The sequence below is a fragment of the Polaribacter glomeratus genome, from assembly GCF_002954665.1.
Classification (GTDB): Bacteria; Bacteroidota; Bacteroidia; order Flavobacteriales; family Flavobacteriaceae; genus Polaribacter; species Polaribacter glomeratus.
The window spans coordinates 883,364-900,290 of record NZ_MSCM01000001.1; the positions used below are offsets into that span (position 1 = coordinate 883,364).

Below are 16,927 nucleotides of genomic sequence, written 5' to 3' on the forward strand. Positions count from 1 at the left end.
TAAACACAATTTTCCAACGCTTGCCAACGCACAAAAGCTAACATTTTTAGTTTGTATAAAACTTTGTTATTCTATAATAATCCGTCAATATTTTTTTCCAATAACATTTTAGTCAACTTTCCACAAGAGCATAAATTTTAAGAAAAATAAAATTCTATGCACTTGTTTTAATACAGTATTTGTAAAACATTTTCTGGTTTTTAGAGTTTAATGAAATTTAGAAATGGAATTAAAAATTGTTAGTTTTAAGAGTTAATTATTATCTTTTTTTCTTGATAAAAAAAGAAACAAAAAAATCAAGGCTCACATATAAATTTGGAAACAATCACGGCTCAATCGCTATATTTTAGAATAAATTCTAATGATTAATTTTACTTTGAAAAGGTTTTAAACTTTAGATTATCAATAGTATTTATTGCTAACTCTCTAAAATATGTACGCTCATTCGCCTATTATTTTGCCAAATTTATATTAGGCCAAGTTTAACATCGAGATTCTATTTTACATTATATTATAAAACTATACTTTTGGTTTATCAGTCATAATTACTTTAATTTTGTATTATTACACTTTTACAATGTAATAAATAATAAAAATATAAAAAATATGGATACTATTCGAAAAAACAACTCTACTAACGAATTAGATAAAACTGACGAACAAATAATTAGACTCTTACAAAAGAATGCGAGATTATCTAATAAACAAATTGCTGCAGAAGTTGGTATTGCAGAGTCTACCTGTTCTGAAAGGATGCGTAAATTACAGCGAAAAAAAATATTTTTCGGGTTTCACGCTATTGTTGATTCTTCTAAACTTGGTACCAATATAGAAGCAATGGTTGCTATAAAATTAACCAAAAACACAAAAGATGAAGTTGAAGATTTTAAAAAATCAATGTCTTTGTTACCTGAGGTTGTTAATATTTATCACCTAGCAGGTCAAATTGATTTTCTGCTTTACATTGCAGTAAGAGATAAAAATCATTTAAGAGATTTTGTAATGGATTATGTTACAAAAGATTATGTAAAAAGTTTAGAAACTTCTTTGATTTACGATTTTTCACACAACCCATTGTTTCCTATTTATTTAGATAATGAATAAAGGAGAAATTCTAATTAAAATATTGATTAGATCTTCTCCTCTATACTTGCTAATTGAAAAAATAAATTATATTTATATTTTTAACTTGAAACAAACAACTTTGGTTTCAGACATCGCTTCAATAGCAGATTTTACGCCTTCTCTACCTATTCCGCTGTTTTTAACGCCGCCAAAAGGCATAGCATCAATTCTATAATCTGTAGAATCGTTAATCATTACACCAGCGCACTCTAGTTCATTAATTGCTTTATGTGTATTATTAATATCATTCGTAAAAATTGCAGTATGCAAACCAAAAGGAGATTTATTACAGCATGCTATTGCTTCCTCTAAATTTTTTATTTTTGAAATAGTTACTACGGGCCCAAAAACTTCTTTGCAATTGGCGATATCATTATTACAGTCAGCCTCCAAAATGGTTGGCACATAACAATTTCCAATTGTTTTTCCTCCACTAATTATTTTTGCTCCATGATTTATGCTTTCGGCAACAAACAGCTCAATCTGATTAATTGATTCTTTACTAATAATTGGTCCAATATCTATATCTTCTGATAAAGGTGAACCAATTTTTAAAGTAGCAGTTAATTGAGAAAAATTATTTAAAAATGAATCGTAAATACCCTCTTCAACAAAAATTCGTTTTACACCAACACAATTTTGGCCACTTGCAAAAAATGCTCCTGAAACACAAGATTGAACAGCGTCTTCTACATCAGCATCAGACAAAACGATTACAGGAGAATTAGAACCCAATTCCATCACTATTTTCTTTAGACCTGCTTTTCTCTGGATAACCTTTGCTGCTTCTACTCCACCCGTAAAACTTATTAATCTTATTCTATCATCGCTAATGAGCGCATCACCAAAGTATTCTGGAGAACCTGTAATTACACTTAACATTTCTTTTGGTAAGCCAGCTTCAGAAAGAATTTCACTAAACTTAATGGCTACTAAAGGTGTAAAATCACTTGGTTTTAATATAACAGGATTTCCAGCTGCAATTGCTGGCCCTAGCTTGTGACAAATTAAGTTTAAAGGATCATTAAAAGGTGTAATGGCAACAACAATACCAATTGGTACTTTTACTTCGTACCCAGCTCTGTCTTCTGAACCTGGAACTGCGTTAAACGGAATAGTGGCTCCAATTATTCTTCCTGCTTCTTCTGCAGAAAGTTGCATGGTATTTAAAGCTCTAGTAACTTCTTTTCTTGCCTGAACTATTGTCTTTATTCCTTCTGTTGCAATGAGATTCGATAATACATCAAATTCTCGCTCCATTATAGTTACGGCTTTTCTAAGAATCGCTATTCTTTTTGAAGCTGGCATTTTTTTACCAATTGCCTCTCCTATTTTTGCTAAATCAAGTGCATTCATCACATCTTGCTTCGTTGACTGAGGAACTGTTCCGATTTTATCTCCAGTATAACTATTATAAACAGATACCGTACTAATGTTTTTATTATCTATCACCATGTTTTGAAGTTTAACGGTTAACTATTGATATAATATCATTATACAAAGCAAAACCAGTTTCAATTTTACCTGCTCCTGCTCCAACGATTGTAGTATCTCCTAAAATACTAGACGTGATTTTTAAAGCATTCGTAGCATCAGAAATACCATATAGTGAATCATTCATTGAAATTAGTTTAGGGCAAACTAAACCATGAACCATACCTTCTTGATCCTTCCAAACGCTTCCAGTTAGTTTCCATCTTTTATTATTTGCTGCTGCTTCTTTTACATCTGAAAGTGTAATTTTAGATATTCCCTTTACCTCAATATCTTCTTGAATTAATTGCACATCAAAAACAACATTTGCCAAAATCATTACTTTAGCCAACGTGTCTAATCCTTCAACATCACTTGTAGGATCTGCCTCTGCATATCCTAGTTTTTGTGCCTGTGAAAGTGCATCATTATAAGACATTCCTAATTCCATTTTAGATAAAATATAATTAGATGTTCCGTTCATAATACCACTTACAGCAGTAATATCTGAACCTAAAAGACCATTGTTTAAAACATTTATAATAGGTGTACCACTCATTACAGTTCCTTCAATTGCTACCATTTTTCCCTTTAGTTTAGCTAAATTAATGATGTGTTCATGCGCTACAGCAAAAGGACCTTTATTAGTAGTAACAACATGTTTACCTGAATTTAGTGCAGTTTCTATATGAGATATTGCTGGTTGCCCTGTTTTAATATCTGTGAAGCTAGCCTCAATGATAATATCTGCATCAATTTCTTGTATCGCTTTAGGAATGTCAAGTATATTCTCTGATAACAAACTATAATCATCATTATTGGCATTTGTGAGCACATCATGCATATTAATACCATTAGCATCAATCTTACTACCTTTCATGATATCTAAAATACCTACCGTTTGTATTTTTAAATTTTTAGCCAGCGGTAATACCGACTTATTTCTTAAGATAATTTCAGCTAATCCTTGTGATACAATTCCAAATCCTACATATACTATTTTTACCATTTGTAATTATTTAAATTCATGTTTATGCTACAAATCTAAAGATATATTCATATTGAATAATTATTATCGTAAACTATTCTGTTATTGTGTGTTTTTAGTAAATTATATGCGATTGTTAATGCAAAACATATTTAAAACAAAATTTAAATCGTTCGTAAAACATTTTATTAAGTAGATAAATTTTTACTAGAGAATTTTGAGATCTAACTTTAATGTATATTTTAATATAACCTAAGGTTATAATTGAAAACTATAGCAAGAATATAATTAGTTTTATTTTTCCATTCCACACATATTATGCTTCCCTCCTACGTCATCTCGACTACGCTCGATACAGGCTAGCATAAAAAGTGTTCCATTAACATTGTAGAAGAAACTTTTGAGAATAAATTTTTTTAAGAAACTGAAGATAAACTTTCGCTTTTAAGCAAAGCTCAAATTACATAACGCAGAACATTATAGTACATTTTTAATTATGAATTATCCAGTGGATGATTCATAATTAAAAGATTCCATTAAAAAAATGATAGCTATAATTCTCTATTATGTAAAATATCCCATAGAGCTCTGAACGTTCAATAAACATTCGTTTGGGGGTGTTTTAACATTCGTCAACACGAGTGTCAATTATAATTCCGTAGAATCTCGTAATTGATATTATTCAATAACATTTTTCAAATACGTTATTCTAACAAACATTCGAACTATAATAATTTGTAGCTATAATTCGCCATGGCGCCTGTGCTGAGTTTTATTGAAGTATTAAATTGCCTCTTGCCAAAACGCTCGATTGTTTTTTAAAACTTAAAGCTGAAAAAAGCTTTTATTTTTAAACACAATTTCCCAACGCTTGCCTTAGTTTATATTGAGCGCAGTCGAAATACACAAAAGCTAATTTTTAGATTTCTTCAAAATTTGTAATATCAATTAAAATTCTGCTGTAATTTTTTTCTAATAACATTTTCGTAAACTTTCCACATTATTTGAAAACAATTATCCTGTGGATGATTGTTTTTAAATAGCTTTCAAATAAAAGAAAAATAAAATTCTATGCACTTGTTCTAATATTGCATTTGTATAATACTTTCTGGTTTTTAGAATTTAATGAAATTTAGAATTGGAATTAGAAATTGTTAGTACCAATGGTTAATTATTATCTTTTTTTCTTGACCCTTCGACTTCACTCAGGATAAATTCCAAAAGAAACAAAAAAGCTTGTGCTGAGTTTACCGAAGTATCAAGGCTCACATATAAATTTGGAAACAATCACGGCTCAATCGCTATATTTTAGATTATTTAGCGTTAAGAAAATGTACCCAAAGTACATTTTTAGTTAAATATTGTAAATTATAACGTGTTGCTAACTCTCTAAAATATTACGCTCATTCGCCTATTGTTTTACCAAATTTATATTAGGCCATTTACCAACGCATCATCTGGGTAAAAATAAAGTAATTTTAGCTTAATGAATTGTTATTTACAAACTCCAAAAACCTCGGTTTATATTGTTCTGAAACTGTAATACGTTGTTTATTAATAATAATCTGACTACGTTCTATAACATCAATGTTTTTTAGTGACACAATAAAAGAACGGTGTACACGCATAAATTGTGTTTCTGGCAGTTCTTCTTCTAACTTTTTTAAACTCATTAAAGTAAGAATAGCTTTTGGGTTATCCTTTAACCAAATTTTTATATAATCTTTTAAACCTTCAAAATATAAAACATCTGCTAATTTAATGCGTAGTTGCTTGTATTCAGATTTTACAAACAGAAATTCTTTTTCCTCATTAACGATGGGTTGCTTCTGCCCTTTTACCAACTCAAACCAAGTATTTGCTTTATTGGCAGCAGCTAAAAATTCAGCATAATCAAAAGGTTTCAATAGATAATCTAAAGCTTCTACTTTAAAACCCTCTAAAGCATATTGGTCGAAAGCTGTTGTGAAAATGACGCGTGTTTCTTTTGGTAACATTTTAGAGAATTCAATACCTGTTAAATCGGGCATTTGAATGTCTAAAAAAAGCAAATCTACAGGTTCTGTTTTTATAAATTCCATGGCTTCAATAGCACTACTACACTTCTTTTTAAGAACTAAAAACGGTGTTTTATCCACATAACTTTCTACTAAATTTAGAGCCATTGGCTCATCATCTACAATAACACATGTTATTTTTAGGTTGCTCATAATTTAGTTGATTTCAATTTCTAATTGTGCAATATAACGATCATCTTTTACAATGGTCTTAAAACTACTTTTGTTTGGGTATAATAATTCTAAACGCTTTTCAATATTTGGAAGACCAATACCTGAACCACTTTTATCATCTGTCTTTTTTGGTAAATTATCGTTTTCAATTGTAAATAAAACAATTTTTTTATCAAGCGTCATTTGAATATTAATATCACTTTCTTTAGTTGCTGAAACACCATGTTTAAAAGCATTTTCTATTAATGAAATGAATAATAATGGTGCAATTTTGATTCCTGTTTCTTCCGAAGGGAAATTATAAGTTACTTTTGTTTTATCAGTAACTCGTAATTTCATTAAATCGATATACTTTTTCATAAAATCGATTTCTTTTGAAAGTGACACAGTCTCTTCATTAGTATCGTATAGCATATATCGCATTAATTTACTTAACCCATGAATAGAAGTTTTTGCTTGCTCTGGCGATATATCTACCAATGCATAAATATTATTCAACGAATTAAAAAAGAAATGCGGTTGTAATTGGTAATGCAAATGTTGCAATTCTGATTTCAACTTAATATTAGCGGCTTCCTTTCGCTCTGCTTCGGTTTTAACCCAACGTTGTGTTGTTTTTATAGTTATAGAAAATAATAGTGGTGCCAAAAATAAAAGCGTTTGAATATAGATAAACATTTTTATCCGTGGTTTACTAGCATCTGAATTACTTGGACGTTGCTTAACAAGTTCGTTAAAAAAAGTGGTTTCAATATTTTCTCTCAATAATAAAAAACCTGCTATAAGCATGAGATTTACTATTATAAAGTGAACCATTTTTTTAGTAAACAAAAATCGGTCAATTAGTATAAAATAATTTAGGTAAAACACAACCGCATAAAAAACTAATGGAATCCAAAAATGTGAAATTATTCGGTTTAAATCTTGTTCTTGTCCATATGATAATAAATAAGGCATGCTAAATAACACGAGCCATATAAGCAAATGAGAAAGAATTGAAATGTTTTTATTTTTGTACATAGTTTATTATTCGTAACGTAAAGCAGTTATTGGATCTAAAGCTGATGCTTTTCTTGCAGGATACCATCCGAAGAAAATACCAGTTACAGCACACACTGCAAAAGAAATCACAATAGAATACAAAGCAACACTTGTTGGCCAATTTAAGAATTTTTCTATTAATACCGTAGAACCTAGCCCTAATAAAACCCCTAAAAGCCCACCGGTAATACTTATTAAAATAGCTTCGATTAAAAACTGCATTAAAATATCGGATCCCTTACCTCCTACTGCCATACGCAAACCAATCTCTTTGGTACGTTCTTTTACAGAAACATACATGATGTTCATAATACCAATACCTCCAATTAATAAAGAAATACTAGCAACTGCCACTAATAATAAAGTTAACATCTCACTTGTAGAACTAAATGTAGAAATAAGCTCTTCCATAGATTGTACACTAAAATCGTCTTTATTTGGATTAGATATTTGATGTTGTACTCTCATAATTTTCGAGACTTCAATTACCGCATTTGGTGCATCGTCTTCACTTACTGCCGAAGCCATAATTTGATTGATATAATCAATTGCTAAAATACGTTTTTGCACTGTTGTATAAGGTGCAATTACCACATCATCTTGATCTTGACCAAAAGTATTTTCCCCTTTTACTTCTAATACACCTATTACTTTAAACGGAATATTATTAAAACGAATCATTTGTCCAATAGGATCTTGCCCATCCGGAAATACATTATCAACAACCGTCTGACCAATAAGCGCCACTTTAGCCGCTGTTTTTACTTCCGTATTTGTAAACATACTGCCGCTTTGCAAATCGACTACTTTAATTTTTAGATAATCTGGATTTACGCCATATATATTTGAAGGCCAGTTGTTAGAACCATTTATAACTTGTCCTTTACCAGTAACCAATGGTGTTGCATAACTTAAAAAGGTGGCTTGTGCTTTAATGGCTTCATAATCTTTAAGTTTAAGCGTTTGCATCTCATCTGCACTTGCGCGAACACCACCACTTGAAGCAGAAGCAGGTCTAATAGTAATAATATTAGAGCCCATACTTGAAATATTTTCTCGGATACTTTCTTTAGAACCTTCACCAATAGCGAGCATTGCTATTACAGAAGCCACACCTATAATGATGCCCAACATAGTAAGTAATGTTCTCATTTTATTAAGAACGATGGCTTTAAAAGCGATTTTGAATAAATTTAATAGTCTCATAATTAATGGTCTTCTTTAGGTAATTTTGCTAACTGTTCTTCTGCCGATTGTACTTTGTGATTTTTATAATCCTGAATTATATTTCCATCTTTTAAAACAATGGTTCTACTGCTAAACGTTGCAATATCCTGTTCGTGCGTTACAAACGTGATGGTAATGCCTTGTTTGTTTAAGTCTTGAAACAAAGACATAATTTCGTAAGACGTTCGTGTGTCCAAGTTTCCTGTGGCTTCATCGGCAAGTATCATAACAGGATTATTAACTAATGACCGTGCAATGGCAACACGTTGTTGTTGCCCTCCAGAAAGTTGTGAAGGCGTATGGTCTAATCTGTCGCCCAAGCCTACTTTTTGCAAAGCTTCAATAGCACGTTTTCTGCGTTCTTCTGTGGAAACTTTACTGTTATATAAAAGCGGTAATTCTACATTTTCAATAGCAGATGTTCTTGCCAATAAATTATAGGATTGAAAAATAAATCCAATTTTTTCATTACGTATGGTTGCCAATTGATTTTTAGTAAGGTCTTTTACCTTGACACCATCAATTTCATAAGTTCCTGATGTAGGTTGGTCTAAACAACCCAATATATTCAACATCGTACTTTTTCCAGAACCAGATGAACCCATAATGGTTACAAACTCACCTTCTTTAATGTCAAACGAAATCCCTTTTAAAGCGTGAACCGTTTCATTGCCCATCTTAAACTCACGTTTTAAGTCTTCTATTTTTATTATTTCTTTGTTCATCTTTTTATCTATTTCTTCCGCCTCGCGTTTGTTGTGGCATAAATGGACTTTCGCTTTTATCTGTTGTTTTTGTTTCAGAAGCACTAACGCCTTCTAAACTGTACACTAATTTATCACCTTCAGAAATTCCTTCTAAAATTTGAACGTTAACGCCATCACTCGCACCCAAAGTTACTTTTTGAGCTTTAATTTCGCCATTGCTGTTGTAAACCCAAACAACGCTACCATTACTTCTTTCTGTAGGTCTTTCATTTGTTTGTTGTACCGTAAGATTTTGCTGTTCATTATAAGCTGTTAACTCTGGACGTGTTGGTTTAAAGTTAATGGCTTTGGCTTCGGCAGTTAATACATCATTTAATTCCAAGGTGTAAATTGAAATGGTTGCTGTTAAGCCTGGTTTTAATTTTAAATCTGGATTGTCTGCTTTTATAACCACTGTGTAAGTAACAACATTAGAAGTTATTGTTGGGTCTAAACGTACTTGTGTTACTTCTCCTTCAAAAGTTTCGCCAATGTATGCATCTACAGTAAAAGTAACGCGTTGCCCTTGTTTTACTTGCCCAATGTCTGCCTCATCTACATTTGCTTCTACTTGCATTTCTTTTAAATCTTGTGCAATTGTAAACAAAGTTGGTGTGCTTAAACTTGCAGCAACAGTTTGTCCTTCATCAATAGCTCTTGATAAAACAACTCCATTTATTGGCGAATAAATATTTGCATATCCCAAATTTGTTCTCGCAGATTGTAAATCAGATAAACGTTGTGTTACTGTACCTTTTGCTGTTTCATAATTAAATGTAGCTTCATCAAAATCTGATTTACTAATTACTTGATTATCATATAAAGACTTTTGTCGGTCATAAATCGTTTTCATATAATTTCTTTGATTTACAGCATTGTCATATACAGCTTGTGCTTGTATTTTAGATGCGTTTAAATTGGTTTTATCCAATTCTGCAATTAATTGTCCTTGTTTTACTTCGCTATTATAATCTACATATATTTTTTCTACAACTCCAGATACTTGTGTACCCACTTCTACTTGCGTTATGGGTTCCATAGTTCCTGTTGCAGTAATCATGGTAGTTACATTTCCTTTTTTTGCTAAAATTGTTTTGGCTTCTATAATTACTGCATCATTTTGATTGAAATAAAAGTAGGCAACTACAGCAAGTAAAATGATAACAATACTGCTTATGATGATGTTTTTTTTTGCTTTCATAATTTTGTTTCTTAAAGTTTAATTGAGTTTCCTTGGTAAAATTGTAATAGTTGATGGTATAAAATATTTAAGTATTTAGATTGTAAAAAGTTTTGTTGAGCGTTTGTATACGTATTTTGACTAATCACTAAATCTGTAGTGTTTAAATCGCCTAATTCATACTTTTTTTGTGCTAGTTTGTAAGATTCTGCTGCTGCCTTTTTTGAAGCATTAGAAGCAATAACCTGCTCTTGTGCAGAGAGTGCATTTTGATAGGCTGTTTCTACTTTTCTATATACTTCGTTTTCTGTAGATTTCTTTTTGATTTCTGCTTTTTCGATATTTATAGTGGCAGTTTGTACAGCAGCTTTGGTTTGATTTCTATTAAAAATAGGAATCGTTAAAGACAACCCTAATCTTTGATTAAAATTTACATCAAATTGATATGAAAAAGAATTATTATTGATACTTGTATAACCAGAACCTAAACTCCCAGATAAAGCCAATGTTGGTAAAAATGCACCTTTAGAAATTTCTAATTCCTTTTGGTTTGCTTCAATATTTAAAATACTTGCTTTAACTTCTGGCAAATACCCCAATGCATTTTTATAAATCTCAAACTTGTTTAATTCTATGTTTATAAAATCTGAATTTTCATCAATAGATTGTATTCGCATATCATCTAAAGGAGATAATTCTAACAACTGTTTTAAAACAATTATATATTGTTCATAGTCGTTTTTAGCAGCAATTACATTGTATTTATTAGTTGCAGCTTGGCTTTGTGCTTCTGTATAATCATTTAAAGCAATAGTTCCTGCTTCTAAACGAGATTTTGCTCTTAACACTTCTTTTTCTGATGCGTCTAAATTATTTTCTGCAATAACAATACTTTCTTTGCTAAATAGCGTTTGTAAATACGTTTCTAAAATATTTAAAATAATATTGTTTTTTTCTGTTTCTTCTTGATACACACTTTGCTCAAATACTATTTTATTCTGTTTAATTTGATTTTTAATTTGATTTCCTTGAAATAAAGTAACTGAAGTATTTAAACCAACATTGGTACTATTAATTTGGTCTGTTACAAAATCACTGGTAATTGGATCTATCGTATTTCCGCTTGAAAAATTTTGTGATGTACTACCAAACAAATTAGGTAATCTAGACGATTTTGCTTTGTAATAGTTTACTGCAGCAATGTCTTTATTTAAGGCAGCATCTTTAATGCTAATATTATTTTCTATAGCGTAATCAATTAGATTTTCTAAAGACCAAACTTTTATCGGTACTGTATTATCGATATCTTGAGATAATGCAACTTGTGCAAAAAATAAGCTTAAAATAATTAGATATAGTTTCATTTTTTTTGAATGTTTTAATTGAACAGATCAAAGGTGGAACTATATCCTATTTTAAGAAACTATAATAGACGCTTGGCATAATTGTCTATACGAATGAGTAAATTTTATATATAAAGTTTTTTTAATAGTTATAACTTTAGTGAATTTCAATCCCATTCCACACACATTTCACTACGCTCCTATCGTCGTTTCGTAAAAAGCGTATTCCATTGCATTTTTTAAAGAAGATTTGAGAAGAAAAAAAATAAAGAAGATTGGTGTTTTATAAAGCTTTTTACCAAAGCAAAGTGTACATAACGCAGTACATTATAGTACATTTAGATAGTAATTTCTACATAGCAGTTTTTACGGCTATTTACATATTAGTAGATATAATGACTTTAGGCTTTAACGGCATTACGTTAGTAATAATTCAAAGTCGTTGCAACTTTTTTGAAAATTGAATAAACTCGCTAGAACTTATTTAAGTTAAGGCACTAAAAATTCACCAGACCAATCGGTGTTAATTTTAGAAAACAAAATTCGTGTGTGATTAGGACGCTGTAAACGTAAATATTCAATCGTATTGGGTATTAGTTTTACGGGACAGAAATAATTTTCTTCTGGTTTGTAATTTACTTCATCAGGATTTATTATTGGCGTGCCTGGTGCTAAATTAGTGGTATAATCTTTTCGCGAAGACGCTTGCACAGTATGCCAATACGTTGCAATTTGTTCTTTATCTGTAATTAATTCTGCTTTTCCTTCGATCCGCAATTGCAATAGTTTTTTAGAATCATAAAACAAGGCGCTAAATTCAGCATTATTCTGAATATCTTTTATTTTTTGAGTTCTTTTATCCGTATAAATTACCAAACTTGAATCTAACAATGTTTTTCTTAATACAACCGTTCGCTGTCTTGGTTTGCCATTTTCACTGGTAGCCAAAACGAAATATCGAAAAGGATGTCGTTTTTTTGAGTGTCCGTTAACAAGTTCTCGTATCGTTTCTTCTAGGTATTGTTGTGTCAATTTAATTGGTTTAATTAAAACTAAATTATATCATTTTGCTTAATAAGTTGTACTAACAACTTATCAATGCGAATTTAGTTCATTTTCATTTTAACTAAAAATGACTTTAACTTAAAATTTTAATAAAATTAAGAGTATGTATTGCAAAAATAGGTGTTGTAAAACATTTATTGTACAAAGTATGCATTGGACACAATTGCTGCTTCACTCCTATTTTATTTTTTAAAATGCATTTGATTTTACTAGGAAGAAAACTTTTAAAAGAAAAAAATAGTTGCTTAAAGCAGATAAAAGATTTTATGTTTTTAAGAGATTTTACAAAATGTAGCAATTAAATAGTAACGTTGCCGAAAAACATTTTTTACTAAAGTATCAATAAGTATTGATGTTTTACAATTTTGCTGACAAGATAAATTTTCCAAAAGATTATAATAAGAAAATAAACTTAGTTTTATAAAGTCGAGAACAAATATAATTTTACCCTCGACTTTATTGTTTAAATTAGTTAGACATTTCTTGAAATTTTTTTCTGAAAGCCAAAGGACTTTTAATTTTTGGAAACACTTCTTTTGTTCCGCCTGAACCAACAATTCTAATTGTGCCATAACCAAGAATACGTCCCAAAATTCCTTGGTCAACATTTACACTTTCAATTTTTGTATGGTTCATTTCAAAAGTCTTTCTGCTTATTAAACCTGTCTTAATAATTACACGTTTGTTTGTAATTGCAAACTCGTCTGTGTATTTGTCGATTAGTGGTGCAATAAATAAGGTTAATATTGCTCTTAAATTGCAGAAAATTATCCAATGATATGTTGTTTCTAATTCAATGTGTTCGTCTTTGATTAAATTGTTATCTATATATTTGCCCATTTTATTATAATTTTAAAATTGTTTTTTTTCTCCTAGTCTTGTGGCTATTCGGTGTCGCCCTGTATTTTTTATGGTTTTAAGTCTCCAAAATAAATTTCTTTGGTCGTCGGGTTTTTCAACTGCCGTTCAGAATATGTGGTGGTTATCTTATCATTTGTCCGTTTGGTTTGTGTCTGTTAAACTTGCCCACATTGTTGTATGCAGTTTGTTGCGTGGTTTAAGCATTGACTTTAGTAAATAATTACTTACCAAGTAAGTCTGCGAGGACTTTTGTAAATTGGCTAAAACAAGTAATTTCATTTTCAAATCTTAATAGATTATTAAAGTACTTTTATTTTCCTATTTTTTTTTATAATAACGAATATTTTTTTCGCCTTGCAGATTAGGTGTTTGTGTAAGAAAAGTTGTGTGGTTTAAGCAATAAATTAAATACGGTGCTCTACCCAGTTTTTATTCAGCTATTCTTTTTCTCAAATCCATTCTTTCGTGTAAGATTCTTGTTATTTCAATATAATCCTCACTTAATGTTCGATAAAATATTATGTGTCGGTTTGCTTTAATTCCAAGAAGTTGCTTTGAAATTCCCTCGTAGTTTTTTCCTAAATCTATATTTTCAGCTATCTCTTCACAATTTGAAATTAATTCATTGTAATATTTGTCGGCTAGTTTCTCCGACCAAACTTCAAATGTATATTGCCAAATTTTTGATAAATCAGCAACAGCTTTGTTCGTCAGTTTATATTTTGACATTCGAATTTTTTTTCGCTTTTAGTGATTCAAGATGTTTTTTTGGGTCAAAATCGTGAGCAATTCCGCTGTCAATCCCTTCTTGAATTGCATTTTTCAAAGCAATAACTTTACTTTCTTCTTCTTCCAAAAGTCTTAATCCAGCACGAATAACTTCGCTAACGTTTTTAAATCTTCCTTCCTTAATGCTAATTTGGACGAATTGGTCAAAATAATTTCCGAGTGATATTGAAGTATTTTTGTTCATTATGGAGCTAATTTAATTCAAATATACCAAAATTTGGTATAACCTCAATTTTTTTTTCATATTGCGTAGAACTTTGTTGTATGTGAAAAGTAGGCGATTTCGAAGCACAAACCTTTCGTATAAACACAAACTTTGATACAAGCTAAAAGCTTTAGATTTAACACTAACTCGCCTATTTTTATATACATTGTTATGCCTTTGCCCTTTTTCTATTCGGCATTTTCGTTAATATTCATCATCATATTGTAGTGTCCTTCGTGATTGGTTAAAAGGAATATGTCCTTAAAAACCTTTTTATAAGTTTCAATAGTTCTGTCTTGTAGTTCAATATACAAATCGTCATTAATGCTGTGCGAGCCATCATTAATCCAGCTTATTAAAGACCTGCAAATTTCTTGTTCTTCTTTGGTTGCAAACTTTTGAATTAAGTAATCGTCTCCATATTTTCCAAGTAATCTAAAGTAATTTTCAATAATTCTCCGCATTATATTTTGTATTGTTAGGCTTGAAATCGGACTTTCGTTTTTCAGCTCTTGCCACAAAAGTTCATATGAACTTTGTATTGGGTTTTCCATTAAAAAACTTTGTAGAGTCGTAGCCTTATCTTTCTTTCGTAAAATCCAAAAGTTGGTTTTGTTACATTTTTTTGTTCTTCCGTCAATGAATGAAACTTCTTTGTGAAAGTAAACATTGTGGGTTAATAATATTAGTTGTTTGATATTTCCAGTTCCTAATTTTATCTCTTTTATAATCTCCTTGATTAACGTACTAACAACAAACAATATATTGCTGTCCAAACTTGAAATAGGGTCATCAACTACTAAAATTCTTTCATCATTTACCGAATCTTCAGATATACTTCCTTTTGCCAATTGCAGATAATAAAGGAAAGTAATAAATGTTATTTCTCCTTCACTTAAAGTTGTTTCAGCAATAGTTCCGTCTTCTCGTTGAATTTGATAAAATCCTTCTTCTGATGTTGGCACAATTTCAAAATTTAAAAAGCCGTAGGATTTTAGTAATCTGTTAATTTCATTTATAGTTGGTTGAATACTCGTAAAATTCTTACTCAAGTTTTTGATTTCCAAATCTAATAAATTAAACTCTATTAATTTTGCATCTATTTGAGTCTTTAATGTTATGATTCCAACGATTAAACCATTCTTCACGGTGTTGAATTGCGTTATTTCAGTTTTGTATTCTTCAATTAATAACTTCCAAATTGCCTTAATTAAACTGTTTTTTTCTGTGTTGAAGTTTGCAACTATATCATTATGAGCTTTTATTTCTGCATTTGCATTAACAACTAATTCAGAAATCAAGTCCAATTGTTCTTTTAAAGAAATCAATTTAATGCTTCTGCTTGGTTCCTTTACTTTATTGCTCAACAATTCGGAATTTGCAGTAATTTGACTTATGAAGGTTTTTAAGAATGCTGAATACCTGTCGATATTAAGTTTTGAATTCTTAAAATCTTTTTGATTTGTTTCTAAAGAATTTAGTTCGTTGATTAAATTTTGAGTTAGAGAATTATACTCTTGTTTCAACTCTTTAATAGATTTTATATCGCTCAAATAAGTTTCATCAAAGAAACTTTCTAATTGATTTTTAAAATTTAAAGTTATTGTTTTTTCTTGACAAAATGGACATGTTTCATCTTCTTGAAGATAATCTCTCCCTTGATTTACCCAGTCATTAATATTTAATTTCTGAATGAGTTTAGCAATATCCACATCAGCTTTACCTACAATGATTTTCTTCCAGATTTTTTTGTTTTCGATTTCAATAATCCGTTCAAAATCAAGCGGATTTATCGTTGTTATAGTTTCTGGAACTTCTCCAAAAATTGTTTTTGCTTTCTGTTTGAGATTTGCTAAAGTTTCTAAAGTTGCTGTATTTGTGCCAAATTCTTGCAAAAATTTGTTCTTGAAACTTTCCTTTTGTAAGGTTCCAGTAAATGCTTCTTTAAAAGTTGGTTCATATTTCTTGTAAATTTTTGTCCAAGTTTTTTCTTTAAAGTCGTTTTCTAATGTTTCTTTTTTTTGAATTTGAGAAGTTTGTGTTTCTCTTTTTTTTATTCCATCTGCTTTTAGAGCCTTTAATTCTTCAGTTTTATCCGCAATAGCTTTCACTTGTTCCGCTGTTGCTTCTCCAAGAGTAAAAACACCAATCAATTTTCCTTTTCCAAAATTTCTTTCTCGAAACTCTTTGTTATAAACTAATGTGTCTAAAGGAATATCACTTTGCCAAGCTAATGAGCAATTAAAAAACTTTTCGTCAGAGTTATCGTAAAGATAATTTGAAATTGTTGTTTTGCCACAACCATTTGCACCATAAATGAAATTAACTTTCTTTAAGTCAAGTATTTGAATGCCGATATTGTCGTAAGTTGCAAAGTCTTTTATGGTAATATTTTCTATCATTTCAGGTATTTAAATTGGATTGTTTGTTTTTTGCAGTTTGTTTTCTTTAGGTGAGTCACAACGTGTTTGTATAAACAAAGTCGTGTTTTTTGTGTGCGAGGAATTTCCGAAGGAAATACAGAAGTAGCAAAAATGCAACTGCCGTTGATAAAGCACTAATTTAGTAATTTTTTTTATACGTTGTTGTGTGTAGTTTTATTAAATTAACGATTTTGAATAATTTATTTTAATAATTTTCATAACTATTTAAT

The 16,927-nt window shown here is 30.1% G+C and carries 14 protein-coding genes; 1 reads left to right on the top strand and 13 read right to left on the bottom strand.

Features of this window, described 5'->3' with window-relative positions; genetic code table 11:
- The first annotated feature begins 606 nt into the window (after nt 1–606).
- Complete coding sequence (locus BTO16_RS03790; protein ID WP_105020311.1) at nt 607–1,104, top strand: Lrp/AsnC family transcriptional regulator; 498 nt, start codon at nt 607–609, stop codon at nt 1,102–1,104.
- 72 nt (nt 1,105–1,176) lie between these two features.
- On the opposite strand, the gene BTO16_RS03795 is transcribed toward BTO16_RS03790, so the two are convergent.
- The 13 genes from BTO16_RS03795 to BTO16_RS03855 form a co-directional block, all read right to left on the bottom strand.
- Complete coding sequence (locus BTO16_RS03795; protein WP_105020312.1) at nt 1,177–2,580, bottom strand: aldehyde dehydrogenase family protein; 1,404 nt, start codon at nt 2,578–2,580, stop codon at nt 1,177–1,179.
- A 10-nt stretch (nt 2,581–2,590) separates the two neighbouring features.
- On the bottom strand, nt 2,591–3,607 hold the full coding sequence (locus BTO16_RS03800; protein WP_105020313.1) for a homoserine dehydrogenase: 1,017 nt from the start codon (nt 3,605–3,607) through the stop codon (nt 2,591–2,593).
- Nucleotides 3,608–5,064: 1,457 nt separating this feature from the next.
- Nucleotides 5,065–5,796 carry a LytR/AlgR family response regulator transcription factor gene (locus tag BTO16_RS03805; RefSeq protein WP_105020314.1) on the bottom strand — a complete coding sequence of 244 codons (732 nt, stop codon included), beginning with the start codon at nt 5,794–5,796 and terminating at the stop codon, nt 5,065–5,067.
- Between the two features lie 3 nt (nt 5,797–5,799).
- Nucleotides 5,800–6,633: a sensor histidine kinase gene (locus tag BTO16_RS03810; RefSeq protein ID WP_245891966.1), complete on the bottom strand. Its 834-nt coding sequence runs from the start codon at nt 6,631–6,633 to the stop codon at nt 5,800–5,802.
- A 210-nt stretch (nt 6,634–6,843) separates the two neighbouring features.
- A complete protein-coding gene (locus BTO16_RS03815) occupies nt 6,844–8,064 on the bottom strand; it encodes an ABC transporter permease (RefSeq protein WP_105020316.1) in 1,221 nt (406 codons plus the stop codon).
- A 2-nt stretch (nt 8,065–8,066) separates the two neighbouring features.
- On the bottom strand, nt 8,067–8,810 hold the full coding sequence (locus BTO16_RS03820) for an ABC transporter ATP-binding protein (protein WP_105020317.1): 744 nt from the start codon (nt 8,808–8,810) through the stop codon (nt 8,067–8,069).
- 4 nt (nt 8,811–8,814) lie between these two features.
- Nucleotides 8,815–10,032 (bottom strand): efflux RND transporter periplasmic adaptor subunit, encoded by a 1,218-nt coding sequence (locus BTO16_RS03825; protein ID WP_105020318.1) that lies wholly within the window; start codon nt 10,030–10,032, stop codon nt 8,815–8,817.
- Nucleotides 10,033–10,043: 11 nt separating this feature from the next.
- Nucleotides 10,044–11,375 (bottom strand): TolC family protein, encoded by a 1,332-nt coding sequence (locus BTO16_RS03830; RefSeq protein WP_105020319.1) that lies wholly within the window; start codon nt 11,373–11,375, stop codon nt 10,044–10,046.
- Nucleotides 11,376–11,843: 468 nt separating this feature from the next.
- Nucleotides 11,844–12,386, bottom strand: coding sequence for a pyridoxamine 5'-phosphate oxidase family protein (locus BTO16_RS03835; RefSeq protein WP_105020320.1), 543 nt, complete (start codon nt 12,384–12,386; stop codon nt 11,844–11,846).
- Between the two features lie 501 nt (nt 12,387–12,887).
- Nucleotides 12,888–13,259 (bottom strand): PH domain-containing protein, encoded by a 372-nt coding sequence (locus BTO16_RS03840; RefSeq protein WP_105020321.1) that lies wholly within the window; start codon nt 13,257–13,259, stop codon nt 12,888–12,890.
- Nucleotides 13,260–13,709: 450 nt separating this feature from the next.
- A complete protein-coding gene (locus BTO16_RS03845; RefSeq protein ID WP_105020322.1) occupies nt 13,710–14,009 on the bottom strand; it encodes a type II toxin-antitoxin system RelE/ParE family toxin in 300 nt (99 codons plus the stop codon).
- Nucleotides 13,996–14,253, bottom strand: coding sequence for a type II toxin-antitoxin system ParD family antitoxin (locus BTO16_RS03850; protein ID WP_105020323.1), 258 nt, complete (start codon nt 14,251–14,253; stop codon nt 13,996–13,998). The genes BTO16_RS03845 and BTO16_RS03850 overlap by 14 nt, the downstream gene beginning before the upstream one ends.
- 209 nt (nt 14,254–14,462) lie before the next feature.
- The gene (locus BTO16_RS03855) at nt 14,463–16,676 is read right to left on the bottom strand and encodes an AAA family ATPase (protein WP_105020324.1); all 2,214 of its coding nucleotides are present in this window, start codon (nt 16,674–16,676) and stop codon (nt 14,463–14,465) included.
- Nucleotides 16,677–16,927: the final 251 nt, after the last annotated feature.

Coding starts and splice junctions, on each gene's coding strand:
- BTO16_RS03790 (WP_105020311.1), top strand. CDS start 607: ATGGATACTATTCGAAAAAACAACTCTACTAACGAATTAGATAAAACT.
- BTO16_RS03795 (WP_105020312.1), bottom strand. CDS start 2,580: ATGGTGATAGATAATAAAAACATTAGTACGGTATCTGTTTATAATAGT.
- BTO16_RS03800 (WP_105020313.1), bottom strand. CDS start 3,607: ATGGTAAAAATAGTATATGTAGGATTTGGAATTGTATCACAAGGATTA.
- BTO16_RS03805 (WP_105020314.1), bottom strand. CDS start 5,796: ATGAGCAACCTAAAAATAACATGTGTTATTGTAGATGATGAGCCAATG.
- BTO16_RS03810 (WP_245891966.1), bottom strand. CDS start 6,633: ATGGTTCACTTTATAATAGTAAATCTCATGCTTATAGCAGGTTTTTTA.
- BTO16_RS03815 (WP_105020316.1), bottom strand. CDS start 8,064: ATGAGACTATTAAATTTATTCAAAATCGCTTTTAAAGCCATCGTTCTT.
- BTO16_RS03820 (WP_105020317.1), bottom strand. CDS start 8,810: ATGAACAAAGAAATAATAAAAATAGAAGACTTAAAACGTGAGTTTAAG.
- BTO16_RS03825 (WP_105020318.1), bottom strand. CDS start 10,032: ATGAAAGCAAAAAAAAACATCATCATAAGCAGTATTGTTATCATTTTA.
- BTO16_RS03830 (WP_105020319.1), bottom strand. CDS start 11,375: ATGAAACTATATCTAATTATTTTAAGCTTATTTTTTGCACAAGTTGCA.
- BTO16_RS03840 (WP_105020321.1), bottom strand. CDS start 13,259: ATGGGCAAATATATAGATAACAATTTAATCAAAGACGAACACATTGAA.
- BTO16_RS03845 (WP_105020322.1), bottom strand. CDS start 14,009: ATGTCAAAATATAAACTGACGAACAAAGCTGTTGCTGATTTATCAAAA.
- BTO16_RS03850 (WP_105020323.1), bottom strand. CDS start 14,253: ATGAACAAAAATACTTCAATATCACTCGGAAATTATTTTGACCAATTC.
- BTO16_RS03855 (WP_105020324.1), bottom strand. CDS start 16,676: ATGATAGAAAATATTACCATAAAAGACTTTGCAACTTACGACAATATC.